The sequence below is a fragment of the Leptolyngbya sp. AN02str genome, assembly GCF_050565595.1.
Classification (GTDB): Bacteria; Cyanobacteriota; Cyanobacteriia; order Elainellales; family Elainellaceae; genus Kaiparowitsia.
This window is the reverse complement of the sequence record NZ_JBNXVR010000011.1, coordinates 146,138-170,991: the sequence shown is the minus strand read 5'-3', so window position 1 is coordinate 170,991 and position 24,854 is coordinate 146,138. Positions and strand designations below refer to the sequence as shown.

The 24,854-nt window shown below is 45.9% G+C and carries 22 protein-coding genes and 1 pseudogene; 18 read left to right on the top strand and 5 right to left on the bottom strand.

Annotation, left to right across the window (positions count from 1 at the left end):
- From ACQ4M4_RS11060 to ACQ4M4_RS11045, 4 genes and pseudogenes are all read left to right on the top strand, one after another.
- Nucleotides 1-126: pseudogene (locus ACQ4M4_RS11060) on the top strand (IS4 family transposase); the annotation flags it as partial.
- Nucleotides 127-302: 176 nt separating this feature from the next.
- Entirely contained in the window at nt 303-851 is a 549-nt protein-coding gene (locus ACQ4M4_RS11055; RefSeq protein WP_430684565.1) for a Uma2 family endonuclease, read from the top strand.
- Between the two features lie 29 nt (nt 852-880).
- On the top strand, nt 881-4,651 hold the full coding sequence (locus tag ACQ4M4_RS11050; RefSeq protein WP_430684564.1) for an AAA family ATPase: 3,771 nt from the start codon (nt 881-883) through the stop codon (nt 4,649-4,651).
- Between the two features lie 131 nt (nt 4,652-4,782).
- Nucleotides 4,783-5,058: a hypothetical protein gene (locus ACQ4M4_RS11045; protein ID WP_430684563.1), complete on the top strand. Its 276-nt coding sequence runs from the start codon at nt 4,783-4,785 to the stop codon at nt 5,056-5,058.
- 383 nt (nt 5,059-5,441) lie between these two features.
- Here the strand turns inward: ACQ4M4_RS11045 and ACQ4M4_RS11040 are convergent, their stop codons facing one another.
- On the bottom strand, nt 5,442-5,600 hold the full coding sequence (locus ACQ4M4_RS11040; RefSeq protein ID WP_430684562.1) for a ribbon-helix-helix domain-containing protein: 159 nt from the start codon (nt 5,598-5,600) through the stop codon (nt 5,442-5,444).
- 219 nt (nt 5,601-5,819) lie between these two features.
- On the opposite strand from ACQ4M4_RS11040, the gene ACQ4M4_RS11035 reads away from it, so the two are divergent.
- Both ACQ4M4_RS11035 and ACQ4M4_RS11030 read left to right on the top strand, forming a co-directional pair.
- The gene (locus ACQ4M4_RS11035; RefSeq protein ID WP_430684561.1) at nt 5,820-6,290 is read left to right on the top strand and encodes a hypothetical protein; all 471 of its coding nucleotides are present in this window, start codon (nt 5,820-5,822) and stop codon (nt 6,288-6,290) included.
- Nucleotides 6,291-6,375: 85 nt separating this feature from the next.
- Nucleotides 6,376-6,621: a hypothetical protein gene (locus ACQ4M4_RS11030; protein ID WP_430684560.1), complete on the top strand. Its 246-nt coding sequence runs from the start codon at nt 6,376-6,378 to the stop codon at nt 6,619-6,621.
- Nucleotides 6,622-6,973: 352 nt separating this feature from the next.
- Here the strand turns inward: ACQ4M4_RS11030 and ACQ4M4_RS11025 are convergent, their stop codons facing one another.
- On the bottom strand, nt 6,974-7,501 hold the full coding sequence (locus tag ACQ4M4_RS11025; RefSeq protein ID WP_430684559.1) for a hypothetical protein: 528 nt from the start codon (nt 7,499-7,501) through the stop codon (nt 6,974-6,976).
- Nucleotides 7,502-7,662: 161 nt separating this feature from the next.
- Here ACQ4M4_RS11025 and ACQ4M4_RS11020 point away from each other — a divergent pair, with 161 nt between their 5' ends.
- The 11 genes from ACQ4M4_RS11020 (at nt 7,663) to ACQ4M4_RS10970 (ending at nt 18,186) form a co-directional block, all read left to right on the top strand.
- Nucleotides 7,663-8,175 carry a hypothetical protein gene (locus ACQ4M4_RS11020; RefSeq protein ID WP_430684557.1) on the top strand — a complete coding sequence of 171 codons (513 nt, stop codon included), beginning with the start codon at nt 7,663-7,665 and terminating at the stop codon, nt 8,173-8,175.
- The gene (locus tag ACQ4M4_RS11015; RefSeq protein ID WP_430684556.1) at nt 8,147-8,425 is read left to right on the top strand and encodes a hypothetical protein; all 279 of its coding nucleotides are present in this window, start codon (nt 8,147-8,149) and stop codon (nt 8,423-8,425) included. Before ACQ4M4_RS11020 ends, ACQ4M4_RS11015 begins: the two co-directional genes overlap by 29 nt.
- Nucleotides 8,426-8,666: 241 nt before the next feature.
- A complete protein-coding gene (locus tag ACQ4M4_RS11010; protein WP_430684555.1) occupies nt 8,667-9,041 on the top strand; it encodes a DUF6876 family protein in 375 nt (124 codons plus the stop codon).
- Nucleotides 9,042-9,371: 330 nt separating this feature from the next.
- The gene (locus tag ACQ4M4_RS11005) at nt 9,372-9,917 is read left to right on the top strand and encodes a hypothetical protein (RefSeq protein ID WP_430684554.1); all 546 of its coding nucleotides are present in this window, start codon (nt 9,372-9,374) and stop codon (nt 9,915-9,917) included.
- Between the two features lie 294 nt (nt 9,918-10,211).
- Nucleotides 10,212-10,730: a hypothetical protein gene (locus ACQ4M4_RS11000; RefSeq protein ID WP_430684553.1), complete on the top strand. Its 519-nt coding sequence runs from the start codon at nt 10,212-10,214 to the stop codon at nt 10,728-10,730.
- A 291-nt stretch (nt 10,731-11,021) separates the two neighbouring features.
- Nucleotides 11,022-11,549: a hypothetical protein gene (locus tag ACQ4M4_RS10995; RefSeq protein WP_430684552.1), complete on the top strand. Its 528-nt coding sequence runs from the start codon at nt 11,022-11,024 to the stop codon at nt 11,547-11,549.
- A 124-nt stretch (nt 11,550-11,673) separates the two neighbouring features.
- Complete coding sequence (locus ACQ4M4_RS10990) at nt 11,674-13,062, top strand: IS4 family transposase (protein ID WP_430684551.1); 1,389 nt, start codon at nt 11,674-11,676, stop codon at nt 13,060-13,062.
- Nucleotides 13,063-13,148: 86 nt separating this feature from the next.
- Complete coding sequence (locus ACQ4M4_RS10985) at nt 13,149-14,462, top strand: hypothetical protein (protein ID WP_430684550.1); 1,314 nt, start codon at nt 13,149-13,151, stop codon at nt 14,460-14,462.
- 181 nt (nt 14,463-14,643) lie between these two features.
- Entirely contained in the window at nt 14,644-15,300 is a 657-nt protein-coding gene (locus tag ACQ4M4_RS10980; protein ID WP_430684549.1) for a hypothetical protein, read from the top strand.
- A 34-nt stretch (nt 15,301-15,334) separates the two neighbouring features.
- On the top strand, nt 15,335-16,525 hold the full coding sequence (locus ACQ4M4_RS10975; RefSeq protein WP_430684548.1) for a hypothetical protein: 1,191 nt from the start codon (nt 15,335-15,337) through the stop codon (nt 16,523-16,525).
- Between the two features lie 152 nt (nt 16,526-16,677).
- Nucleotides 16,678-18,186 carry a type IV secretion system DNA-binding domain-containing protein gene (locus tag ACQ4M4_RS10970; protein WP_430684547.1) on the top strand — a complete coding sequence of 503 codons (1,509 nt, stop codon included), beginning with the start codon at nt 16,678-16,680 and terminating at the stop codon, nt 18,184-18,186.
- Nucleotides 18,187-18,364: 178 nt separating this feature from the next.
- Here ACQ4M4_RS10970 and ACQ4M4_RS10965 read toward each other — a convergent pair whose 3' ends face one another.
- Nucleotides 18,365-19,348, bottom strand: a complete 984-nt coding sequence (locus ACQ4M4_RS10965) for a tyrosine-type recombinase/integrase (protein ID WP_430684546.1) — start codon at nt 19,346-19,348, stop codon at nt 18,365-18,367.
- An 830-nt stretch (nt 19,349-20,178) separates the two neighbouring features.
- Here ACQ4M4_RS10965 and ACQ4M4_RS10960 point away from each other — a divergent pair.
- Nucleotides 20,179-20,793 (top strand): HD domain-containing protein, encoded by a 615-nt coding sequence (locus ACQ4M4_RS10960; RefSeq protein ID WP_430684545.1) that lies wholly within the window; start codon nt 20,179-20,181, stop codon nt 20,791-20,793.
- A 540-nt stretch (nt 20,794-21,333) separates the two neighbouring features.
- Here ACQ4M4_RS10960 and ACQ4M4_RS10955 read toward each other — a convergent pair.
- Both ACQ4M4_RS10955 and ACQ4M4_RS10950 read right to left on the bottom strand, forming a co-directional pair.
- Complete coding sequence (locus tag ACQ4M4_RS10955) at nt 21,334-23,046, bottom strand: hypothetical protein (RefSeq protein ID WP_430684544.1); 1,713 nt, start codon at nt 23,044-23,046, stop codon at nt 21,334-21,336.
- Nucleotides 23,030-24,817 (bottom strand): hypothetical protein, encoded by a 1,788-nt coding sequence (locus ACQ4M4_RS10950; RefSeq protein WP_430684542.1) that lies wholly within the window; start codon nt 24,815-24,817, stop codon nt 23,030-23,032. Before ACQ4M4_RS10950 ends, ACQ4M4_RS10955 begins: the two co-directional genes overlap by 17 nt.
- Between the last annotated feature and the right edge of the window lie 37 nt (nt 24,818-24,854).

The following is a 24,854-nucleotide window of genomic DNA, read 5'->3' as shown; positions in this document are numbered from 1 at the left end:
AAGCATGGACGTAGAGCCAAGAGTATTTTCCGTTATGGCTTTGACTATCTTCGCCACATTGTCCTCAGCTTAGAGCAGAAAATGAATGATTTTCGGGATGTTCTACAATTTTTGTCCTGTACTTAGAATTTTTTCAATAAATCGAATGCTTCTAGAGCATGTTGCGGCAATGCCGTTAAAACGAGGGAAACCCTGATGGCTTATCACCGACCGCCGAAGCGATCGCCTATGCTATCAATAACGCGCTGTGCGTTTACCTACATCCCCCAGATGCGATCGCCCAGACCTCGTAGGAGGACTCCATGACCCTCACCGTCGAAGACCTCAAACGTTTCCAACAACAACATCCCGACTACCGCCTCGAACTCGTCGATGGAGCCATCATTGTCATGAGTCCATCTGGTTTTGAATCCGATGAAATTGCGGCCGCCATTATCGCCCAACTCTGGGCATGGGTTCATCCCAGACGATTAGGGCGCGTCACTGCCTCCAGCGCAGGCTTCAAACTCCCCAACGCAGGTGAAGATGTCCGCGCCCCGGATGCCGCTTTTGTCAAAGCCGAACGCCTCAAACGCACCACTGAAGACTATGCCAACCTCGTCCCCGACCTGATCTTTGAAGTCCGCTCTAAAACCGACGATCTCGACACCCTACGTGCAAAAATCCGGCAGTTCCTCGACCTCGGCACCACTGTCGGTGCCCTGGTAGACTACCGCACCCAAACCATCGAAGTCTTTCGACACCAAACAGACCCCGTTACCCTGCATAACGGCGATCGCTTCATCGTTCCCGACCTTCTCCCTGGCTGGGAAATGGAGGTCTCTAGCATCTGGGCACCTGAATTCGACTAAGTTCTCACCACCGTTAGTTAGCCCCCACCATGAACGACCCAGCCCCCACCCCACCCCATTCGCTAACTCCTTCTCAAAATGTAGCGGGCGATCGCAATCAGGCGATCGGCCAGGTACTAGGTGGAATTGTGGTGTACGTCAGCGGTGGGCAAGCCGTTTTTCACCCAGGCTCAACCGAATCAACCTCGGCTGCTTCCAAGTCAACTCCATCAGCTATTGGTCCGAATCCCTACAAGGGACTGACAGCATTTCAGGAAACCGATGGCGATCGCTTCTTTGGGCGAGAGAAACAGATTACGGCCCTTTGGGAGAAGCTTCGCAGCCTGCATGAAACGGAATCTGCCATTCGTGTTTTGCCCATTTATGGGCCGTCTGGTTCTGGCAAGTCTTCGTTGGCACGGGCAGGACTGATTCCAGAATTGGCACGGCATCCGATCCCTGGGTACGATCGAGCGCGGGTTGCCGTTCTGGTGCCAGGAACCCATCCGCTGGAGTCGTTAGCCACCGTTCTCGCTAGAATTGTGACGCAGGATTTGACCCCGGTTGCTAAAACGCGTGAGTTTGCTGGAGAACTGAAACAGGTCAACGAAGCCGGAGAATACGACGGGTTGCGACGAATTGCTGATGTCATGCCAGACGTTGCGATCGCCCCACTGGTCGTACTGGTTGATCAGCTTGAGGAGGTGTACACCCTTTGTAAAGACAAGGCTGAACGCGATGCTTTCATCGGGAATTTGCTCCATGCAGCAGGCGATCGCGCCAAACGAGTCACCGTCATCGTTACCCTCCGTAGTGACTTTTTGGGCGAAACGCAGAAACATGCAGTCTTAAATCGGCTGTTTAGCGAACAGGGCTATCTAGTGCCCGCCATGACTCCAGAGGAACTGCGACAGGCGATCGCCAAACCCGCTGAACTGGCAGGACATCCTCTAGATCCAGCCACGATTGACCTATTGGTGAAGGATACGGAGGGGCGAGAAGGAGCCTTACCCCTGCTCCAGTTTGCCCTGACTCGCATCTGGGAAGGATTGGCAGAGGGCAAGCCACCCGCTGAAACGTTGAAGGTGATTGGTGGGGTGGGGGGTGCCCTAGCAGGAGAGGCACAACGGATTTATGACTCGTTGGATGAAGATGGGAAAGCGATCGCCCGTCGCTTATTCTTGGGCTTGGTGCAACTGGGGGAGGGCACCAAAGACACCCGTCGTCGGGCTTTGTTGGATAGTTTAGTTTCCTATCAAGATCAGCCAGCCCATGTAAGACAAGTCATCGGCTTGTTTGCATCCCCCGGTGTACGGCTCATTACCCTTTCCGCTAATGGCAACACCGAAACGGCTGAAGTTACCCATGAGGCACTGTTTGAAAGCTGGCAGCAGTTGCAGAGTTGGCTAGACAACAGTCGTGACGATATCCGGTTTCAGCGTCGGTTGGATGAAGCAGCCCATTATTGGGAAGAGCAGGGGCAACTGGAGGGGAGTCTGTGGCGATCGCCTGACTTGGAATTGTTGCAGCAATACTACCAGCGGGTGGGTAATAACATGACGCCTCTGCAAGTAGAGTTTTGCAGGGCTTCTCAGCAAGCGGAGCACAACCGCAAACGGCGGCGGCGGCTAGTGATGGCCGGGCTCATCAGCGGTTTAGTACTTGCAATCACTACATCGGGGACTGCTCTATTTCAGCTGCGTCGAGCCGAGAAGTTGAGAATGGGACTTTATGAAACACTAGCGGAACAGTCTGTTTCTTCTGATCCAATGCGTAGTTTGCAGGATGGCATTTTAGCCGTGACACTAGGTCGTTCAAAGTTAGTGCGCTTCCCCAATTGGTCATCGCCTGCGCCTGTTACCGAAGAGCTGATTGAGGAACCGCTTTCCAGAATCTTGCCACAGCGCGTTCTTCATGGTCACTCGGATAGTGTATTGATAACCGCTTTCTCCCCAAACGGGAAAGTGGTAGCCACAGGCGATTACACAGGAGAAGTTAGACTGTGGACAGCTCAAGGGCAACTCATTAATACATTTCAAGCACATGAAAATTTCAAGATTACTTCGATAGCTTTCTCTGTAAATAATCAAACAATCATCACAGGCGCGGCTAATGGTGAAATAAGAACTTGGGATTTAAACGGTAATTCCATAGGCCCATCTTGGACAGCTCCTTCCCCCGGCACGTTGACGATCGCTTTTCTGCCAACCGGACAAGTCATGCAACTAGGGCTACAGGCTTCAAGCATGCTGGAGTTGTGGGACATTCAGAAAAACGCTGTCTTTCCAGTACTTGAGAGATTTGCTGTTGTGGCTCTATCTCCTCATCAAACTGGGTTCTTTATGGTTGGAGGTGACACGACTGGGACAATTCGCGTACTAGACACTCAGGGCAAGCTAGTTGGCCCCCCAGTATCTGCCCATCAAGAGCAAGTGAGGGCAATTGCTGTTTCCCAAATCGAGAATCAAGATGAAAGCTACATCGCAACAGCAGGGCAGGATAAAAAACTAAGATTATGGAAATTTCAAAACAATCGTCTTCTACCCTTATCCGATCCTATTAGCCTTGAAAGTTCGATTAGCAGCCTAGCTTTCACTAATCATCAGGGTCAACCGATTTTAATCAGTGGTGATGATAGTGGAGTAACAACCTTATGGAATTTGCAAGGCAGTCAAATTAGAGAGCCTTTAGCAACTCATGAAGATAGCATAACAGCGATCGCTGTTTCTCCTGACGGCAAATCCGTGGTTACTGGCGGACACGACTATGTTGGACGGCTCTGGCAACTAGAGGAATTCCCTTTATGGTTTCCGCGTCGCGCTAGGCAGGGCGGTATTACCTCGGTGGCTGTGGCACAAGATGTACCGGTCATTGTGACAGGCGGTCAAAATGGAACGATTCGGCTTTGGAATCGAGAAGGGGTTCCTCTCACGGATCGGTTGCCTGCTCACCCGGAAGGAACAACGTTAGTTGCCATTCCTGCAGATGGACAAACTATCATTAGCGCAGGACAAGATGGGAAAGTTCAGCGCTGGCAATGGCGTAATCACTGGAGTAAAGAACTTCTGGGTAATCATGACGCAGCAGTGAATTCTATTGCTCTCACCTCAGATGGACAAACTTTAGTGAGCGGTGATGAGACAGGAACTGTTTGGTTGTGGCACCTAGATAGCCAAGCAACTCATCCCCTCCACAAATTCGATTATCCTGTCAAGTCTGTTTTTATTGCTCCTAATGGCAGCAAGATTCTTGCTCTCAGTATTGATGGAACCCTTAACTGGTGGAATGCCGATGAGCTTCAGTCGGAGCATTCCTTCCTTGCTGAAGAAGGACCGTTGCTCAACGGTTCAGTTGTTTTGTCCCCGAGCGGTCAACAGATCGCGACTGGCGCTGATTCTGGACAAATCCAGATTTGGAGTTTAGAAGGTCAACTCTTACAAACAATCACTAATGCTGACCATCAAGGCAACCCAATTACTTCCTTCGCGTTCTCTCCTGATGGCAAGAAAATCTTGAGTGGAGGATGGAATGCAAAGACCTACTTATGGAACTTAGAGGTCAACTCCGCTGGAACACTTCTTGAAGGGCATGGAAACCAAGATGGAGCAACTGAAGTGAATGCGGTTGCATTTCTACCAGATGGACAAATCGCTATTAGCGTAGGTGCTGATGACACTCTGCGTTTTTGGAGGCAAGATTGGCAAGGATGGCTACCGATCGCTTGCCAGCAGATGTACAACATCATACGCCCAGATGGAGTTTACACAAACATTATTCGTGAACCGCGACAAGTTTGTAAAAATCAGGTTCAGCAAAATTAAGAACTATCAGTAGATCAATGCTTACGAGAGACAGAAGAAACTTCTTAATTTATGATTTGTTACTATGAATTTGACGTACGAGGTGGCTAATCTAACAATTTAATGACTTGTTGCGTTGGCTACATCGTTCTTTGCTGACAAGCGTCGAGTACATCGGCATCGACTTGGCTTTCCAGCGTCTCAACCCTACATCCAGCAGACTAGCCAGGGCGATCGCAATCAAATCATCGCCCAAATGTCATGTGGAACAGCGATCGCCAACCTCAGCTGGTTACGGGGTAGCCCTAACGTGTCGTGTTTCAAATGTGTGGTTATTGGTTGTGGAAGCATTGCCTGTTGAATCATGGTTTGCGATGGAAACCCAAGCGATGGAACCGGGCGATCGCCACATCTTCACCGAGTTCTAGCGCACTACAACAGGTGATTCAACCATTAGCACAGGGTCCTTTACACAAGCCCAAACGCAACATCTATCGCAAGGCGAACGCAAAGCTGCGTTTCCAAAGTTGCTGCAATATGCTCAGGGTATCGTCGAGACGGTACAAGAACGACATCAATTTGCAAACCGCGACACTTAATCTGCGAATCTGCAAGTACAGAAGCCGGTGATGAGATTTGAACTCACGACCGCTCGATTACGAATCGAGTGTAAAAGCCTTGCACCAGAGGAAATGTGGCGTTTTATGAAAATACTTACCCCATATTTACCCCAAAAAGAGGCTTAATATTTCGACACGCTTTGCTGCATGACCTAAGCTTTCCCTCATATAGAGCTAATGAGTAAATGTGCTTATTGGCTCTGCTGCTGTTGATAGTCCTGATATGCCTTCGTGAGTAAATAGGCAGTCAGGCTAGAGAGCGATCGCCGCTCCTTCTTTGCCCAAGCAGCTAAACCTTCTTTCACTTCAGGCTCTATATATACCGTCACGGGTTCTAGTTGTGTCGTCATGCTTGATGTGCTGTCTCCTACTGCCAGCACATCTTATGCCACTGCTATCCCCAGCAGGGTAATGCGTTTCGCTGCCTAAAACTGTGTTTCACTGTAGAGTGCTGTACTTGTGCTATGATGTTGGGGAGCTAAAGCAAAGGACATACAATAGAGGCACAAACCCTCGGCGTGCTCCTGAGCACGGCTCGGTATTCGTCTAGCCCAGTTCTCAAATAACTAATGAAACTGAAGGAACTCAAGCAAAAGGTTTTCGAGGAATGGCAAGATTACTGCTGGTTCAAGCAGGTCGTTTGCCAACCGGAAACGTTTAAGCCTGAGATTAGAGAGCATTTTGGCGATATGCGTCGGAAAGTCACATGGGAAAAGGCACTTTGCCATTTCAAGGCACTCAACGCCCAGATTGGACTCCTTGATGCTCACACGCTCATCCTCTACACCTTCAATTTCACGCCTGACCGCTGGGACTATGAATACCGCCATCAGATTCTGGAAGAGTTTCTCACTCTCCCAGATGGGCTTGAGCTGATCAAGCTTGGCTTAGAGCAACTGTTTTCCCGCGACTTCACATCTGAAGAGAGAGGACAAGCCGATGGGTTTTATCAATTGGTTGAGGAATCAACCGGAAGAGAATTCGGAAAGCTCCCAGTTGAGTCTATTAGAAGAGTCGAAGCCAGTCCGATCTCGCGTTGACGGGGCAACGGTTCGGAAGGATTTCACAAGAACGATTCAAGATAAGGGTGGGGACAGTCGCACCCAAGCCCATGCTACTGAAAGGATGACTCGCAGACTGTTCGGATGTGGTACCGATGAACTCTACGAGGAAACTGAGGGGAGACGGGGCGATCGCACAACGCTGCCGCAGGATGCTCAATCTGCCTATATCGTCGGTGAAACTGCCGCGACTCATCGCCTGAAAGCAACTGCTATTGATGGCAATAAACGTGAACGGCATCAGCAGATTATCGATACCGTAGAGGATGCCTCAGAACAGGTGAAAGGAATTTTCCCGTGGAACTGGTAAGTGAACAATCTGCCTCATGTTCCCGGCAATTAGGTTTGGGTGCATTTGCCTAATCATCAAATTTTCTCTCAGCAAGGAGTTGCGTATGACGACCCAAAATAGTTTGAAAGTGCTCGTTCGTCCCTGTGATAGCGGTATGTGTCCAGCGCTTTATACCGATGAGGCTGGTCGGGTATTCGTACAAGGAAGCAAACTGAATCCAACACAACACGCAGATCTTATGGTGCCCGATCACGAGGCAGTAGTTGAAATCTCTCCTGAGCTGATTACGTTTCTGAAGTCACAGTAATTTGCCCCTGTATCTAATTTCTCTTGCTCCCGGCTTCTCTTCTAGGGGTCGGGAATTTTTGTATCAGGTGGCTCCGTCCTCACGCCAGAGCAACTCCGTATCCACAAATCGACGAAACTCCTCTGAGTGGGCTAACCGAACCTTTTGCCAGTGCGATCGCACCGTCTCGTAGGAGAAGACATCTTGGGCATCCCGCTTAAAACCCTCAAAGTGACTGGAGCAGATGATGCCATTCCTGAAGTTAAGAAAGCCAATCATCACCTGATTGACGAGAAATGAGCTTACCTTCTTAAGCTCCCATTCGGCTGGGTTCAGCCCGTTAGCTTTCGCAAATCTCTCCAGTAATGCTGAATTGTTAAGAATCTGAAAAAAGAGGTCACGGTGAGCATCCACAATATTCCGCTGAGCCTCACTGTATCCGCTTGCCACTTGGTGCTGAACCTGACCTAGCAAAAGCAGTACTGTTTGCCGTGTGGAAATCCAAAGCAGAATGTTGGCTATCGTCGTGACAAACGTTAAGCCCATCATCAAGAGTGCTGTCAGATCAGCAATGCTTAAACTCAAGATAGTCGTAGCTTCTCCGCTCTCCATAACTTCCTCCACCAAACCCCTCGTTTCCGCTGGATGCTAGGGATTCTGAGCTACATGGTCAATTATTTTCTTGAAGAGAAACTTCTCTTTTTGATTGAAGTTTCGATTCTCCTTTGATAACCCACTCCTGAAGTCATAGGTTGACCCAGGAGGTCAGGTTCATGTTTCACGTTTATTTTGGTGGATTTGATTTTGTGATGTACGCGATCGCAGCCCTGATTGCGATCAGCCTAGCAGATGTGATCTGTAACGAAATGGAGGAGCAAGAGCAGTTCGCAAAGGAGTTTAAGCAAGAGGTTACAACAACTCAGCCAGTGCATTTATCAGGTTCACAAGAAGAGGTAACAAAAGACGCACCGCTTATTCTGGATATCCAAATTTACGAGCTTCACGGACAACTTGTTGTGAGGAGTGATGATATTTCGATCGCAGTTCCAGGCAAAATCAAGACATTCTCCCTGCGTGGGGATCGAGTCATCAGGCTCTCAGACCTTCAAAGCGTCTACGGGACAGTTGCGATCGAGGCTAGTCAGGTGATTTCTAAGTGGGAACAGTGGAACCACCAGAGAGAGACAAAGCCTAAGAGACAGCATCGAAAGTCAATACAGGAAGTAGCATCGCTCAATGGTAATGGAGGTGCTGGACATGGAACCGTTTCAGCTCTCTCTGTTTGACCCATCCTTTCCGACTAAGGAAGAGGATGATATCGAAGCTCGCGCTGAACAGTTGGCTGATTGGGTAATTCAGGAGATGGAAAAGGAGGGCTTGAACCGCGCTGCTCAGCAGCAGTTTCTTATGCGGTTGCAGATCAAGACGTTGGTAGACCAGTACTTAGCCAAGACTCCGCCACAGCATCGCTGGCAGTTCGTGGTTCGGCTTATTAGTGCCATCCAAGCACTCGAACAGAACCCAGAAGGTTGTTAAGAAACTTCATACTGAGGGGAATGGCGATCGCTTCAGCCATTCCCCTATCATCATCAAATCTTTTTTCCTTGAACCTGGAAACCAGAACAGTTACGCTCACCTCTGCTGTGTGGGCTGGGTAGAAGACATTTCATTCGGGTCAGAAGACCATGCTGGGCAAAGCTTTGTGGTTTAACCATAGGGTTTCATCGGCATGGCCTGTGATTGCAGGAACTCTCTGTTGTTTTGAGGGCACTGCCTTATGACTCAATCACCACAGCCACTTACAGAAGCTGATCTCGCTCAGTTCACGGGAACGAGCACCTATTATCAGCACTCGCTAGGGGTTCAGTATACGGATGGGGTTCACTACCTGGCAGAACGTGCGGGAGCCTATTGGCTCATCGACGCGATCGCCTCATGGCAGATCGATCCACGGGTACATCGAGATCCTATGCTTCAGCAGATTCAGTTTTGGAAACTGGTAGTAAATGACGATCGGTCAGCACTCCTGGTTTGCGAACGAGATGAAGGGGATGTTGCAGTTTCGCAAGAAATTCCCTTCACTGATTTTCCGCTTAAGCAAGTGAGATTGTACTTCCAGAATGGAGTAGTGCTACTACCATCTGAATACTAAGGATGATTGGATTGTTTGAACACAGCCATGCAGGATAGGGGAGTACAGTTTCCTTTGCCCTGCATGATTTACTGAGTCATTAATGAGGCGTTCTTTGCTAAAGGAATACTTTTTGGAGAAATCTATTTACCAGGTATTACTACGAAGTCGGTGAAGCCTAGTATTACCTGATTTTTCTTGAATTTATTAAAAATCACACTATCGTACTTACAGAATCACTATTTTCAGTTGGGGTAGAAGTTCATAACAAGATGTGCGAAATGAACAGATGAAAAGGATAGAGGGTTTCTATCTAAGGTATCTGTTTTTATCAACATGATGGAGGTTTCCATGTTGTCTGAAAGAGTAAAAGAGTTAGCTGCAAAGCAGCCACTTAAAGCAGTCGAATTTGAGCCAGAAGCTGACCCGCCCAGTATGAAATTACTGTACAAGGACGGTTCTGTAGAGACAATCACACTCGGTATGCACATGGATGAGGTGAGAGCTAAAGTCCGCGATACCTATAAATATGATCCTTACTTTCGAGGATATGCCTACGATGGATTTCCAGTTGTTCCTTTCTCCTTCTACTATGACCCAATCAAGTTCACTCTCACGAAGATCGTCTTCGGTGACATCGACCATCACGGCAAATCTGAAGAAGTAATCCGAGCGTTGGAAGTAAAGGCTTACTTTCGACGAGGTGAGCTTCTCAAAGATCTTCTCGAGACACCTAAGAGTGAGTTAGATGATTGGTTCGAGAGCGAAGCTGATCTTAGTCCTAGTTACGATTCGGGACTTTTTATTGAAGAGATTGGCTTTCTCGTTAACTTTTTGAAAGACCAGAAGCGGGCATCTGACATCGCTATGGGTTACCCATGCGATGAAAATATTTAGGGCCTCTACTACCTACCTTTGAAGGCTTTTTCCAATATAACTTCCACATTCATAGCTACTTGATATGAACTACTTCCAATTCTGCAAATACAGATAAATAAAACCCAGCAGATTTTACTCACTTATACCTCGGCCTCTAAAATCAAGTTTACTTTTAAGCCAGTCTTCTCTATCTAGATATTCATAATCTGCTAGGGGTAGAAGTTCATAACAAGATGTGCGAAATGAACAGATGAAAAGGATAGAAGGTTTCTATCTAAGGCATCTGTTTTTATCAACATGATGGAGGTTTCCATGTTGTCTGAAAGCGTAAAAGAGTTAGCTGCGACGAAGCCGCTTCGAGCAGTTGAGTTTGATCCACCTCGTGGGATGAAGCTTCTGTACAAAGATGGTACAGAAACTGAAGTCCTTTTAGGGATGGATCAGGAGACGGTAAGAAGTCGAGTTAAAAGTACATACGACTATAACCCATTTAGTATTAAGGGATGTCCCTCTGATGCATTTGATAATGTTCCGTTCGTGTTTTACTACGCAAATGACTTGACTCTTAAGAATATCGTCTTTGGTGACATTGACCATCACGGTAGCTCTGAAGAAGAAATTCGAGCGTTAGAAGTAAAGGCTTACTTTCGGGGTAAAAGTCTTCTCGATACTCCTCGAAGGGAGTTAAAGCGATGGATAAGAGAAGACTTAGATCTTAGTACATACGGAGAGATTGTCGTTTCAGAGCTAGGTTTTCTCGTCAACTATTTGAAGGATGATAAACGGCCTTCAGACATCGCTATGGGCTATCCCGGTGATGAGAATATCTAGGGTCTCTGCTACCTACCTTTGAAGGTTTTTCTCAGCGCTTTCACATCATTCTCACTTGATATGGACTACTTCCAACTCTGCAAATACATATAAATAAAAACCAGCAGATTTTACTCACTTATACCTCGGCCTCTAAAATCAAGTTTACTTTTAAGCCAGTCTTCTCTATCTAGATATTCATAACCTGCTAGGGGTAGAAGTTCATAACAGGATGTGCGAAATGAACAGGTGAAAAGGATAGAGGGTTTCTATCCAAGGTGCCTGTTTGTTCAACTAATGGAGGTAGTTTCCATGTTGTCTGATGAAGTAATAGCGTTAGCTGCAAAGCAGCCACTTAAAGCAGTTGAGTTTGAGCCAGAAGCTGACCTACCCAGTATGAAATTACTGTATAAGGACGGTTCTGTAGAGACAATCACACTCGGTATGCACATAGATGAGGTGAGAGCTAAAGTCCGTGACACCTATAAATATGATCCTTACTTTCGAGGATATGCCTACGATGGGTTTCCGGTTGTTCCTTTCTCCTTCTACTATGACCCAATCAAGTTCACTCTCAAGAAGATCGTCTTCGGTGACATCGATCATCACGGTAGCTCTGAAGAAGAAATTCAAGCGTTGGAAGTCAAGGCTTACTTTCGGGGCAAAAGTCTTCTTGATACTCCTCGAAGGGAGTTGAAGCGATGGTTAAGAGAAGAGTTAGATCTTAGTACATACGGAGAGATTTTCGTTTCAGATCTAGGTTTTCTCGTGAATTATTTGAAGGATGATAAGCGTCCTTCTGACATCGCAATGGGTTACCCAGGTGATGAGAATATTTAGGGTCTTTACCACCAGCCCTCTAAAGGTCATTTGAGAGCTTCTTAGCATTTTCTATCATCCCTGTCATTCCTGGCTTTCAGGCTTCTATTCTAAAAGCTGAACGTCTAACCCCCCCGTTTGAGCCATGATTTTGGGAGAAGTATTTGAGCGTTTCGTTGCTGAGAGTCCTTTCAGCGTGATGCTGCGGGTGCTCTTAGAACAAAGTCTGCCTGCCGAGGAGATCGATGCGTTGTTTGAGCAACAAGCCCAACGACAATATCAGCGAGAATTGCTGTTCTCGACGGTTGTGAATTTGATGAGTCTGGTGGTATGTGGCATCTTACCGTCGGTCAATGCCGCCTATCAGGCCAAAGCTAAAAGAATCGGAGTCACGATTCAGTCGGTGTATAACAAGCTCAATGGGATCGAGCCTCAGATTGTCGAGGCTTTACTGCGGCATGTGGTCAACCGGGTTGAGGGATTGATGGAGCAACTGGGGGGTACTCTGCCACCACTGTTGGAAGGCTACCGGGTGAAAATTCTCGATGGCAATCATTTAGCGGCAACCGAACGCCGATTGGAGGTACTCCGTTCGCTCAACAGTGCGCCCCTGCCTGGTCATGCGCTGGTGATTTTAGACCCGGCGTTGATGTTGGCGATTGATGTGTTTGCCTGTGAGGATGGTCATGCTCAAGAACGGTCGCTGTTGGGTCGGGTGTTGGCGACTGTAGTGAGTGGAGATTTGTGGATTGCTGACCGCAACTTTTGCACGTTGGGATTTCTCTTTGGTCTGCATGGGCGGGGAGCAGCCTTTGTAATTCGTCAACACGGATTGCTACCCTGGCAAGCGCGCACTGAGATGGTTTTCGTGGGTGACAGTGAAACCGGAGCGGTATTTGAACAATCGGTGCAATTGGTCTTCAACGACACGTTAAAGGTAACGCTGCGACGAATTGTCGTGCAACTCAATCAGCCGACTCGAGATGGAGATCGCGAAATTGCCTTGCTCTCCAATCTGCCGACCGCCAAAGCGAATGCGATGCAAATTGCCGCACTGTATCAAAAGCGATGGCGGATTGAACGCCTGTTTCAAGTGCTGGAACAATGTTTCCGAGGTGAAATTAACACTCTGGCGTATCCCAGAGCCGCCTTGTTTGGGTTTGTCATGGCGCTGATTTGCTACAACCTGCTGGCAGTCGCTCAAGCCGCGATGCGGAGTGTGCACGGAGCTGACAAAATCGAAGCGGGCATTTCTCCCTATTATCTAGCTGATGAAGTTCGCCGCGTTTATGAGGGCATGATGATTGCCATTCCGCCGCTGCAATGGCAACCGTTTGCTCGCCTCGATGTAGACTCCACCGTTCAATTGCTCCAACAGTTAGCCGCACAGATGGACTTGTCGAAATTCCGCTCTCACCCCAGAGGAGAGAAAAAGAAAGTCCCCAAACCCGAATGGAAAAAAGACAAACCTCACGTCTCCACTGCTCGCTTGCTGAGTGAATCAAAATCTAAAAAAGATAAAAAAGCACCTTAAAAGGGCTGGGTCTTTACCACCCCATTAAAGGTTTTTCTCAACGCGCTACTGAGCGCGTTTTTTGTTGTCGAATTCAATGAAGGTTAATGACAGAATATTACGGTGGTTTGTGGAAAGATACCAAGAGAAAAGGATGTGAACGTCATCATCCTTGGGCATGGGATTCTCTTAACTGGCTTACTTCAGTAAGCCTTAATGAAAGTCCTGTCTTTCAGATGGAGAAAGACGACCACGCTAAGACTCTTAGCTACGGCGGAGGCTTCTTTACTGATCCTGGTCTTTATCGCCAGTGGCAAGCAGAACACTTAATCCAGGGTAACTTTTGGGCTGCTTGGGAGATCGAGAAACGTGAGATCAAGCATCTTTTCCCGAATAAGTATGATAAAGCGCTTGAGCAAGCCGAAGTACAAGCTAGAAAGCTTGAGGCTGAAGGCAAGCTCAAGGTTGACGCCGAGAAGCTAAAACTTTATCGAGAGCGCCAGGAGATTGAGAAGCAGGAAAAGCTCGCTGACGAGAGATTCAAGGAAGCCAACGCCAAGAAATACCAGAGCGAGATTGAAAAGCAGCGTGAAGTAGAAAAGGCTAAAGCAGAACAAGATCGTATTGAAGCTCAGAAAGAGCTTAACAAAGCGAAGCTTGACGAGCGCCACTATCAACTCCAGAAAGAAATTGCTGAAAAGCAGCTTGCTGAAGCCAAAGAGAAATCTCAATCTGAAGAGATCAAGAAACACGAGCAGGCTGTTCAGAAGGAGACTGCCAACCTCAAAGAGGCTGAAGCCACCCGCAAAGAAGCTGAAGCTCGTGCTCAAGGCAAAGTTGAAGAATACGCCAAACAAAAGGAGGCTGAGCAACAGCAACGGGTTCGCGATCTAGAGGAGCGGGTCAAACAGCTTGAAACTGAAGCAAAGCAGAGAGAAGTTCAATTTGCTAAGCAACAGTCAGAGCTACACGATCGGCTGACTCAGCTCGAACAGCGTGACCAAGCGCTGATTGAGGCAGTTCGCGCCAAAGAGCAGACATTTCAAGCTCGACAGGATCTCGCAGCAGCAATGACTCAACAGAGTAGTAGTTCATCGAATGGCGAGCATCGATTAGATAGGGAGCAGGAGACTCCTGAAGTCTCACTAAATAATCCGTCATTTAACCCGCAGCGTGTACCTGTTCCAGAACACTGGAGGAATCCGTCTGTTCGCGGAGAAAATGAGCCGTTTGATCCTGTCAAGCACGCTGTTACGAGTCTTGAACAAGGTGTCACACAGCACAGGCAACGGCAAAGCAAAGTCTTCCGGCACGCTGAACAGAACCTTGAGCAAACTCGTGCTCTTCAGGAGAAACAGCGTGACGAGGCATCAGGTCACTCTGTTAAGCATCGGCAGATTGACTGGGAATTCGAGCGATAAGGGTGTTTGTTAAGGTTCTTCACATTTCTACAGAGCAGAAGGTTCTACATAACCTTTTCTCTGTTCATTTGGCACAACGTAAATGGTGGTAGTATCGGCCACTTAAACAAACAGTGTTGCATCTGTAAAAGCTGTTTGGTAGCCTCCCGACCGTTCAGGTTGAAAAGAGGTTGATTTCGTGTTGAAACAAGTACTGAAAGGGCTTCAGCTCATTCTGCTATGCGGAATTGTAGCCTGTAGTTCACAGGGTAGAAGTGTCGAACAAGACATCACGAGAAGAGTGTATGTTGGCTTTGCTTCTGGAGATACAAACGAAGAGAAAGTAGTTACAACGATTCTCCGTAAAGCCATTAAACCACAAGGTCCGTGGTCTACTGTACCAGCATGGCTAGATGTCGATGTGCTGTCATCAAGTCACTATGTTGTCTATGGAGGAGCAGTTCAAAGGACTTCCTACCAAAGTGGGCTGCATCAAAAGCTTTCACAGCAAGTCGTAGAGAAGACAGCAGAGCGAGAGGATCCAACAGCACTCTACGAGGGGCTGAAACGGTTGTCCTACATCCTCAAACAATCAAACGGCAACACGCAAGTATATGCGGTCATTGTGACTAAGGGGATAGGTCATTCTGACGACAATACAGCGTCGGCTGCACAGAAAAACGGTCTAGAACCACTCATTCAAGCGATTGCATCTGAGCAACAGAAGCTTGCAAGGCTCTGCCTTTACGGAGTTCAGGGTGAAGTACGCACGCAGACAGGTTCACTTTTTGAAGGCATTCCGCGTGACAAAGTTACTGTTGCTTCTCTTCAAGAAGAGATTTCTAACTGTCTTCCTTAGGTAATTACCAAGCACACATCAATAGGATTTTTTGATGATGAGGAAAAATTTGCCTCCTGCACCCGCTTCCTTTGCCCACAAGCTAATCTACACAAATGCTGAATTTTTAGCTGCGAGAGAAGCTTTCATAGACGATCTCCTCGATACGAACATGCTCAACGAGCATGACCTTAAAGCTTTCGATGGAGAGGGAATTAGCAAGCTGATTGATTTATCTCTGATTAAGGAGAGAACCATTGCTGAGATGTCCAATCTCCAGGCTCAGTTGGAGAAGAGTAGTGATTATCTTGACGAGCTAGAGGCAAAAGAGAACTCTGCTCAGGCTCTCATCGTGAGGGGAACCAAGATTCCGTGGTGGTACACGGTAGTCATCGCTGGACTCTCTCTTGCGCCAGGTATCTCCATTGGAAAGTTGATGGAGTTTTGGGTACCCTTTGCTTTTGGTGCTTATACCATCGGTTTTCTCGGAGGAGCTGCATTGTTTCTTGGAGGAAAGCATTTACTGGAATTAGTTTTTCGAGATGCTATTCTCTCTCCTTACTCAAAACCAAACGAGAGAAGTATAGAGCAAAAACTGCGGCTTCGAGGCTTTATCACGTTTGTAATAGTTGATGCCGTCATCTCTGGCGTATCAATCCTTATGAGCATGGTTGTTGATGGAGTTGCTTTTGATCTGTGGTCGTTTCTTCTTTTCGCGCTCTCTGTTGGGTTTAGCTTTCTTACGGCTTCAATCATTGATGAAATAGCCAGGAAAGACCGAGGAGCAATCAGAGCGCAGATGGAGCAATTAGGAAACAACATACTGAAAGCCTATGAATGGCATGAGAAGTTCAAAGCTGAGTTGAAGAAGTATCGACGACAGAAGAAGACACTTGAACGGGATATGAAAGCACTCAGTAAGTTCCTAATGGATACTGAGGCACAGTATCGACAGACACTCCTTCAGGTGTTTGGAGTAGAGTATCTAGAGCGTAGCGGTACTGATCTAAGCCGTTCAAGAAATACATCTCGACTCCGTACTAAGAACCGTACAATCCCCACTCAATCAGGCAAAGACCGACGAAACGCTGAACCGAACTCAGCTAGGCTCCTTGAAAATCAAGAGGTCTCGCTTGGTAGCGATCGTACTAGCAGTGTCGAGGAGGCTTTCCCTCTGAGCGCTCGTAATGGTAAATACCCGGACACAGCGAGTGATGATCCTGATCTCGACTCTTCAATCAGTTGAATACCTAGTACTACCTTTACTAAGGTTGCATCTTACTAAGCCCGTTTCTTTGGAGAAACGGGTAATTTTTTGGGTAGATGTCTACGGAGATTTAGAAGAAAGCAGTGTGCACTGATAAAGGTGCAATGAAAAAGTAGAGGAAAAGGTTTGCGATGAATTATCGAACTCACTACAACGGCAGGAAACTATTAACTCCACAGGAGTATCAAAAACGGGCTAAACAACTCGCGGAAGCTAGCACTATGAAGCCTCTTCCGGCTTTTGGTGGGGTCAGTTTACCGTATGCCTCAGCAGTCGAGAACTTTCTTGTTTTTGGCGTTCCCGGAGCTGGAAAATCAACACTCATTGATATCTTAATGAAGTCGGTACTTCCTGGCTATGTAGGAACCAACGCTGATCACCGTGCGCTGATACATGACCATAGTGGGGAGAGTGTATCGGTCATGTATAATCTCGGATTTACCTTTGAGAATGGGTTTCTCAAGACGCTTAATCCGTTTGATCGAAGAAGTGTTGCTTGGGATATCGCTCAGGATATTACAGCTCCGAGTCTGGCTCGCCAGTTTGCACGGATCGTCATCCCTGACAATCCGAAAGTCACTGATCCATTCTGGAATAATGCTGCCCGCAATATACTTGCTGGTGTCCTTATCTCAATGAACGAGAGGTATCCTCGGCAGTGGAACCTGCGGGATGTTATTCAGGTGTGTTTATTTGAGGAGGAGAGCTTCCTGATAGAGCTTTTAGGATGGAGCCGTACCAACACTCCTCAAGTCAGATTACTCTCCAGTCCTGCGGAGAAGATGACTTCAAGCATTCTTGAGGTTCTAAGAACTGTTCTTACAGACTATATCGAGATTGCTGCTCTTTGGTGCTATGCAAAGGAAAAGGTAACGGTTTCTAGTTTTTTACAAGGTAGTTATGTGCTCTTACTTGGAGCCTATCAGACAGTGCAATCAACACTAGAAACTGTTAACCGTCTTTTTCTTGCTCGCCTTATTGATGAGATATTGACCTCAAAACACTTTGCCGAAGATGCTTTTAATCCACGGCGAACCTGGATTATCATCGATGAAGGATCAAAGATAGGAAAGGTGGAGGGGATGCTTGATCTTCTCGATTTAGGGCGTAAGTATGGTGTATCTACTGTTGTTTCATATCACGATATTGCCCAGGTTGAGGAACATTATGATGAGCAGCATGAATCCTTTCTCGCGAAGTTTGGAAACAAAGCGTTTCTCCGCTTAGAGGATGTAAAAACTCCTAAGTGGGCTAGTGACTTCTTTGGAACGTCTGAGTTTATTCATCATGATGTTTCAACTTCTGAGAATATGTCCAACAACACGTTCCATGATGAGCCTTACGGTGCATTTGGAAATCAAAACATTGGCAAAACTCTCGATGAGAGTATTCGAGATGCTCAACTTATTCCGTCAAATATCTTTGCCTCTTTTCCGAGAGTCTGGGAGACTGGAACAATTAGAGGATGTTTTAGCACCTGTGTTGGAGCTTCTCTCTACACCATCAATTCTGATTACTTACATCAACATCGCATAGGAAAGACATCCGGGGTGCTTACCCAAGACTTTTATAGTCTTGATGAAATTGTATTTCCTTTCTGGGGTGAAGGGTTGCGTTCTCCTTATGGAGTAATGCACTAGGCATCAAGGAAGTTGGTGATACTTTGGGATTGCTTCACCCAAGAGCTGCGATATTCATTCCCCAGCGAGCAGGCAGATTGATTTAAAAATCGGGATACACTTCCCTGGCTAATTTGCAGGTGGCAAAGGTTTACTTGGTCACGCTGCTTTCTTCTAGAAATTTCTGGTCAATTGATTATTACAAACGTATTCTTTCAATCTCGTCGAGACTGATCGTATCTTCCCGTCGGTCATACAACGCCGTAGTTCGGCTATCCTCATGCGCCGCAATCTTCTGAGCGTTGTCCCTACTGCCGCCATTTCTTAGGTAATTCGTGATTCCTGAAGCTCGGAAAGTGTGGTTGCAGGCATCAGTGTTGACTCCCGCTGCCAGTGCTCGTCGTTTGATCATTGCCCAGGCTTCCTGCCGCTGAAGTCCCCGCTCAGTAAGCTTTCGTGTTTTCCCAATCGTTGTGCGGAAGAGGGGAGTACCTTTCTCATTCCAGAGATCAGCTTCGTCTAGGTACTGATCGAGGTATTCTTCAGCTTTGTGATGGGTTGGCACCTCATGGTATTTGCCGCCTTTTTCATGCAGTCTCAGCCAATACCGTTTGCCCTTTTTAAAGTAATCTTCTACCTGCATTCCTAACACAGCACCGATTCGAGCAAAGCTAAAAAACATAGTGGCAATCAGTGCTCGATCGCGTAGCCCAACGACATGGGATACATCAATGGAGTCAAGTAGCTCTCGCATCTCATCATCAGTGAGCACTGGGGTTTTTCCTTGCTTGATTCGATACGTCAGCCCTCTCACTTCCGCTGCTGGATTTTCCTTAAGAATGCCACCCGTCACCATCCAGGCAAACATGATGCGTATCGCTGCGAGATGCTGGTTAATCGTTGGGGCTGATCCAGGATGACGTTCAACATATGCTGCGATCGCAAGTGAGTTGATGTCAGAGAACTCTAAGCCGTATTCGTTACACCAATCAAGGAACTGCTTGATAGCGCGAGCATAGGCTTCTCTGGTGTTTTGATTGCGGATACTAACAATGAAAAACTCTACAAAACGGCGAGCAGTTTCTTGCCCAGCATTTGTTATTAAAATTGGTAATGAAAGACCTGAGCATTGAGTAAGTGAAGGTATGGTTAAACCTTTCTCTGGTATTTCAATAAGGCTCATGACATACAAAGAAACGCCGAAATTGGCTTAGTTTTTCGCCTCTGAACTATATGACATAAAGAGGAGTTATGTAAGATAAAAACTCAGAAGATAGGGGATTTATTTAGGCTTTTTCTAATTGGTTGGGGTGTTCCCCTCATTAAGGATCTGACTGATTGTTGTGGTTAGCTTGCACTCACCATGACCATTGATATAGTCGTCGCTGTGTCTCTCGAATTTTGCTTAGTAGTGCCAGGAAAAATGCATGATTACGACACCCGATATCAGCCCCGAAAAAATCAAGCTCACGAAAATGAGCAAGTTGGTATTGGGTTTTCCGTCTCTGCAAAATGCTCCAGGGGCATCTCCTTGGGATCAGCACAAACTTGATGCATGGGCAACTACTGCCATCTCCCACGGGGAACGCTGTACTGCTCAATTTGTGCTTTCTGTATGGTATCTGACGACAATTACTTTTGGGTAAAACGACAACTAGAACAAATGCTCAACCCCTTGCTACAGGCTCCGATCGCTTCTACGTATAATTGACGCGAAGGCGAAAAGTAATTGTCGTCAGACAGTATGGGGACACACCACAATGAAGAACTGTCCTTGGAAATGTGGACCATTCGATTTCATTGAAGCTTTTTCAGTGTGGGATGATATCCATCGAAACGCTTTTCAGGCATGGATTCGAGATCCGTGGTGGCCTTAATTCCCGCACTCTATTTCAACGGCACTACCCGATAGTCTCCTGATCGTCATGCTGCTATAGTCATCATGCCAAAGAAGCTTTGCTGAGGCATACAGCAAGGAAGAGATTAGCCAACGCTGCGTTGACTTAAAGTACGATGAATCAGAGAAGTGCTGATAAACTTACTGCCAACCTTGAGCAGCAAATCAAATTTATCATCGAAGCAGACAAACTCAAGGGCATCTTGAGGAAGACCTCGCCTATCGGTGAACAAAGAAAAGAGAATTCCGCAGAGCATAGCTGGCAAGTGATGTTATCCGCTCTTGTGCCTGTAGAACATGCAAATCAGGAAGTAAATATCCTTCGAGTCCTGAAAATGTTGATGATTCATGATCTTGTTGAAATTGATGTCGGAGATACACTTCATTACAACAAATCTAGCTCGACATATGAAAATGAAACTATTGCAGCGCGACGAATTTTCGGAATATTGCCCGACAAACAAGGCGAAGAGTTCTTATCACTCTGGAAAGAGTTTGAAGCCAAGGAAACGGATGATGCAAAGTTTGCTACAAGTGTGGATAGGCTGATGGCGTTCATTATGAACTCAAATAACAATGGCGGCAGTTGGAAAGAACTAGAACTTTCGGCTGAGCAAGTCATTAGGAAAAATGCGAGTATTCTAGAAGGAGCGACGCTCATTTGGAGTCTCGCGGCACAGCTCATTACTGAGGCAGTCGAAAAAGGGTACCTTAAAAACGATACTAATTAAACAACATGCTAAATGGCCGCGAAAGTGGTAGGTTTAACCCTACTCATGGATAGACCAACCAGCATCTTCCACTGACGCTCTTATTTCTGAATATACGTTCTATCCTATTTCAAAGTCTTTGCTCTTCTACTTAACACACCCCGTGTCTTAGCTCCTCTCAGCTTAGTTCCTATCACCCTGAAATTTATGTTATGCTTCCGTCACTTATGGACGCTCCAGACAAAGAAAATATGATACTGCTCGGCTCCACAACGGGGTCATGGGATAGAGACTATTATCTGTATCCTAAAGATGGGACTGTTTGGCGCTTCGAGTCGCCCAATAATCCCTATTCTAAGTGTCACTGGGAGAAGATCTCCTCAGAGGATCAGGAGCGAATTAAGATAGAATCGAAATCTTTGATTAGTTTAATTGAAGAACGCAACCCGAAATTACGATTTTGAGACTGGGCCAGAGGGGGGTGGTAAATATCTATGCGTCATGTAAAAAACACTCATAGAACATCGTGCTAAGTCGCCGATTTTTCACTGGCTGTTGGGTTTACCCCGTCTTTGTTATTTGCTCAGTGACATAAAATCCTTTCCAGAGGTGCAGAGGCAGAGGAAGCCGATAATGGCGACAAGCAACAATGACTAAAGGCCATAGTCCACTTTCAACTGCTGAGAGTGAGTTGAATTGTGGCGAGTGTGAGCACTCGCCAAAGACTTGCTCCAAATACTCTTTCATTGATCGATCAATACATACGTTAGATAAAGTACCTCCATGTGCATCACTATTGATGTAGAAATGCTCCTCAGAGCTTTCATCTGGGTACCAAAACTGAAAATTACAATGAGCGAGATGGTTTTCTCTAATGGTCTGTACTTCGCTGTAAAGATTATCTTCGTCTAGTAAGGCTGCTGACAAAGCTATTATTGGAAAAAGAATACTGCCCCCAGTTACCTCGCGGCGGTATTCATCTTCTATCCGTTGAGGATGATCTAGAAGATCGCTATAAGTACGCAGATTACAAGGATACTTTCCACCTATCTTGTATGAAAAGTCAGCTCGATTTACCATTTCAGAAAGCCATTGAGCAATATCATCATGATTATTACCATCGACGGCTAACAATAACACAGCGATAGATATATCAATTGCTTGATCATCCTTGATCGGGAGAAATAGTGCTGGATTATTAATTATGAGTTGTTTAATGGACTCTGTAATAGTTACAACCTTTTCCCTTAGGGCGTTATGAATTTGCTCTTCCTCTTCTGTTCTCGTCATAATCCAGTAAGCCCAAACACCTTCTAGTGCAAGGCGACCTAATACTTCAAAGAGTTTGAGATTGACATCTAAGCTACAAGACGAATGAATAGCAGTGGATAGAGCATGTCTTTTTGAAACAGAAGGCAAAATTCTCGTGTTTACAAATTCAGAGCTGATTTGAAGATATGCAGTTAACACTGATTGAAAAGCCATCTGAATTTCTGTTGCCACTTTTGTCTTTTGGTTTTGATAGGGCTTTGCAATGTTCCATGCATACAGAAGGGAAATCTCACTAGATAAATATGCCGCTTCTAGGTTGCCAGCCTCACGAGTCCAAGAAAAAAGTATCCACAAGCATATTGTAATCTGACGAACCAAAGTAAGCCGCTCTTTGTCACGACTAGTCTCTACACTAGTTAACATCTTGAGGAGTACGGCGAAATGCCTATATGAAGATTCTGGTTCATCAATCAAGGCAAGTGATTTTCTCAGTTGAGATCGTGCGTTGTCAGGAAGAAGGTCCTCACGCAGAAAGCTGGAGAGAATAAGTGATGCTAACTTGTCACCATTCCACTCTTCAAACGAAATTCCTTCTTTCTTATTTTGCTTAATATATCCTTCAACTTGAGGTCGTACTTGCTCTTGAATATCCCCACCAAAACATAGACAAACAACGATATATTTCGTTCTATGCTCATCGGGAAGTCGGTTAGGAATATAAGAATCCAAAATTTCATTGAGAGAAGGTCGAAGAGATTGAAGAGCATCTCCATCCCAAGAGTTCCGGGTTAAATCACCTGCCTTTATAGAAAACAGGTATACCTTTTCCTCTCCTCCATTCAGACTACCTACAGCAGCGACATCAACACCGTCTTGTCGGGTGCCTCTGCCTGGTCGTGAAAACACATTCAATCCGAGTTCGCTTAACAAGTCTGGTAATATTGCATCCAGTTCATTACGTTCCTTTAGCGAAGCTAAGTACTGTTTAATTATCAGCTTCATTTGCCCTTCTCTGCTCCGCTCTAAAAATCCTAATCATATAGTCCAAACCAAAAGGGTCAATGTTATCAAGGCGTGGAAACTCCATCTCTGTGCCAAAGCTTTTCAAAGGCATCTCCATACGTCTTGATTCACCATCAGGGCCATAGACGTAATCTATTGATTTGCGGCCATACAACAAAATGGATTTAGTAATAATAGACAGGAATACTGATTCCTTTTCAGCATTTTTCATCGCCTCTGACATCTGGCGAGTCATACGCCGTCTATAGACTTCTCTATTCTCTTGAGAAGGATGTAGCTCAGGGATATCACCTATGGATTTCAAATCTTCAATGTAACTTTCAAAAGATTCAATCGCCCTCTGCACTCCTTGCCTTACATGCGTATTTACGTGCGTTTCAAGCTGTGCTTTCAGATAATCACCAACTTTTCCTGAGTAATTAATGAGAAGCGGGTCAAACAGAAGACTAGATAAAGTCTGAATAGTCTTATCATTTGATGTAAAACTCATGAGAGAAATTATCACACTCGCTGCGGATACTGGTTGAAAGAAGAGATATCCAATGGACTTTCTAGCCACAAATATGATGGCTTCAGATTCCAATTCTTCTAATTCCTCTTGCTCCAGAGAAATCAACAGCTCGTGACCATGAACCACCTCCAAAATGGATACAATTCCCTCACAGAGTTCTTGTTTACCTTGGAGGAACCACCTCGTTACGATACGGCCTAGTATATTATTTTTATTCTGGATAAGATTATGGGATGTACTATCAAATACTTTCAGAGATATAGCTTCTTTATGACTTGAGAGCATTCTTTCGATAAATTTCAGACCTTTCTCATACGCTCCAGAGCTAAATAGGTGGTTCACTCCATAGTCAATATTATCCAAAGTGCCTTTATGGTTCGGATTAACTCGTAGCAAGTGTTTGAGGAGTACGTCTACTAGAGACTCTGGAAGGTCCTTGCAATCAAATCCGAATAAACGTGATGCAGCCCATAAAGCTGTATCACCCCCTTTCAGTAAAGCCGAATCAACCAGTTGAGTAGCACGATCAGTCAGCAGGTTGTTGCGCTGATACAAATCAAAAGCTACTTTAACTGCACTCGCTAAAAGTATATCGTCTGCTTCCTTATTGACAGCAGATTCTAAGACTTGAAATGCTTCATCAACGTAGTAAAGATCTTCGGGATATCGCAGAGATCCCAGTGAGCATACTGCTTCTCTGCGAATGCCGATATCTTTATCATTAACTAGACGAATAGCTTCATGAAAATAGTGCTCAAAATCAGCTTGTGAACCAGCCGTAAGAACTGATACTAAAAACGGCTTGTATTTATCTGCCGAATCTTCAATTAGTCTCAGTCCTTGTTTAGGGCGCGTGGTTTCAGCACTACAGTATTCTATAAATGGTCGAAAAAGAATACAAGCAGTTAAATCTTGACCAGCTTGTGCTACCAGATGGAGCACACAGTCCATCACTTGTGACATCTCAGCATTCAGATTCGGAAGCAATTCTTCAAAGATATTTCTTACTGAAAAGAATCTGATGTCGGAATTAGCTCTATTCTCTAGCGTACTAAAAACATGAACGAGATCTATTTGCTTACTGTTGTGCAGTTGAATCAGTTCTTCGGCAAAAGTTCTATCTTTTCCCTTTCTGAGAGAAGATATCCATGCCTTATCAATAATCTGAAGGATTTCATGATCGTTTGTTGCTTCTAAGAGCTTCTGTGCGAATTCTTTTTCGTTATCTTCTGGGTTCATACACAGCAAGCCTCATCAATAATACTGTCGGATATAG

What these genes read in the sequence shown, in the direction of transcription:
- ACQ4M4_RS11030 (WP_430684560.1), top strand. Translation starts at nt 6,376, where the DNA reads ATGACTCGCAGACTGTTCGGATGTGGTACCGATGAACTCTACGAGGAA.
- ACQ4M4_RS11005 (WP_430684554.1), top strand. Translation starts at nt 9,372, where the DNA reads ATGTTGTCTGAAAGAGTAAAAGAGTTAGCTGCAAAGCAGCCACTTAAA.
- ACQ4M4_RS11055 (WP_430684565.1), top strand. Translation starts at nt 303, where the DNA reads ATGACCCTCACCGTCGAAGACCTCAAACGTTTCCAACAACAACATCCC.
- ACQ4M4_RS10970 (WP_430684547.1), top strand. Translation starts at nt 16,678, where the DNA reads ATGAATTATCGAACTCACTACAACGGCAGGAAACTATTAACTCCACAG.
- ACQ4M4_RS11040 (WP_430684562.1), bottom strand. Translation starts at nt 5,600, where the DNA reads ATGACGACACAACTAGAACCCGTGACGGTATATATAGAGCCTGAAGTG.
- ACQ4M4_RS11050 (WP_430684564.1), top strand. Translation starts at nt 881, where the DNA reads ATGAACGACCCAGCCCCCACCCCACCCCATTCGCTAACTCCTTCTCAA.
- ACQ4M4_RS10955 (WP_430684544.1), bottom strand. Translation starts at nt 23,046, where the DNA reads ATGAAGCTGATAATTAAACAGTACTTAGCTTCGCTAAAGGAACGTAAT.
- ACQ4M4_RS10960 (WP_430684545.1), top strand. Translation starts at nt 20,179, where the DNA reads ATGAATCAGAGAAGTGCTGATAAACTTACTGCCAACCTTGAGCAGCAA.
- ACQ4M4_RS11035 (WP_430684561.1), top strand. Translation starts at nt 5,820, where the DNA reads ATGAAACTGAAGGAACTCAAGCAAAAGGTTTTCGAGGAATGGCAAGAT.
- ACQ4M4_RS11015 (WP_430684556.1), top strand. Translation starts at nt 8,147, where the DNA reads ATGGAACCGTTTCAGCTCTCTCTGTTTGACCCATCCTTTCCGACTAAG.
- ACQ4M4_RS10965 (WP_430684546.1), bottom strand. Translation starts at nt 19,348, where the DNA reads ATGAGCCTTATTGAAATACCAGAGAAAGGTTTAACCATACCTTCACTT.
- ACQ4M4_RS11020 (WP_430684557.1), top strand. Translation starts at nt 7,663, where the DNA reads ATGTTTCACGTTTATTTTGGTGGATTTGATTTTGTGATGTACGCGATC.
- ACQ4M4_RS11000 (WP_430684553.1), top strand. Translation starts at nt 10,212, where the DNA reads ATGTTGTCTGAAAGCGTAAAAGAGTTAGCTGCGACGAAGCCGCTTCGA.
- ACQ4M4_RS10975 (WP_430684548.1), top strand. Translation starts at nt 15,335, where the DNA reads ATGATGAGGAAAAATTTGCCTCCTGCACCCGCTTCCTTTGCCCACAAG.
- ACQ4M4_RS11025 (WP_430684559.1), bottom strand. Translation starts at nt 7,501, where the DNA reads ATGGAGAGCGGAGAAGCTACGACTATCTTGAGTTTAAGCATTGCTGAT.
- ACQ4M4_RS10995 (WP_430684552.1), top strand. Translation starts at nt 11,022, where the DNA reads ATGTTGTCTGATGAAGTAATAGCGTTAGCTGCAAAGCAGCCACTTAAA.
- ACQ4M4_RS11010 (WP_430684555.1), top strand. Translation starts at nt 8,667, where the DNA reads ATGACTCAATCACCACAGCCACTTACAGAAGCTGATCTCGCTCAGTTC.
- ACQ4M4_RS10950 (WP_430684542.1), bottom strand. Translation starts at nt 24,817, where the DNA reads ATGAACCCAGAAGATAACGAAAAAGAATTCGCACAGAAGCTCTTAGAA.
- ACQ4M4_RS10990 (WP_430684551.1), top strand. Translation starts at nt 11,674, where the DNA reads ATGATTTTGGGAGAAGTATTTGAGCGTTTCGTTGCTGAGAGTCCTTTC.
- ACQ4M4_RS10985 (WP_430684550.1), top strand. Translation starts at nt 13,149, where the DNA reads ATGACAGAATATTACGGTGGTTTGTGGAAAGATACCAAGAGAAAAGGA.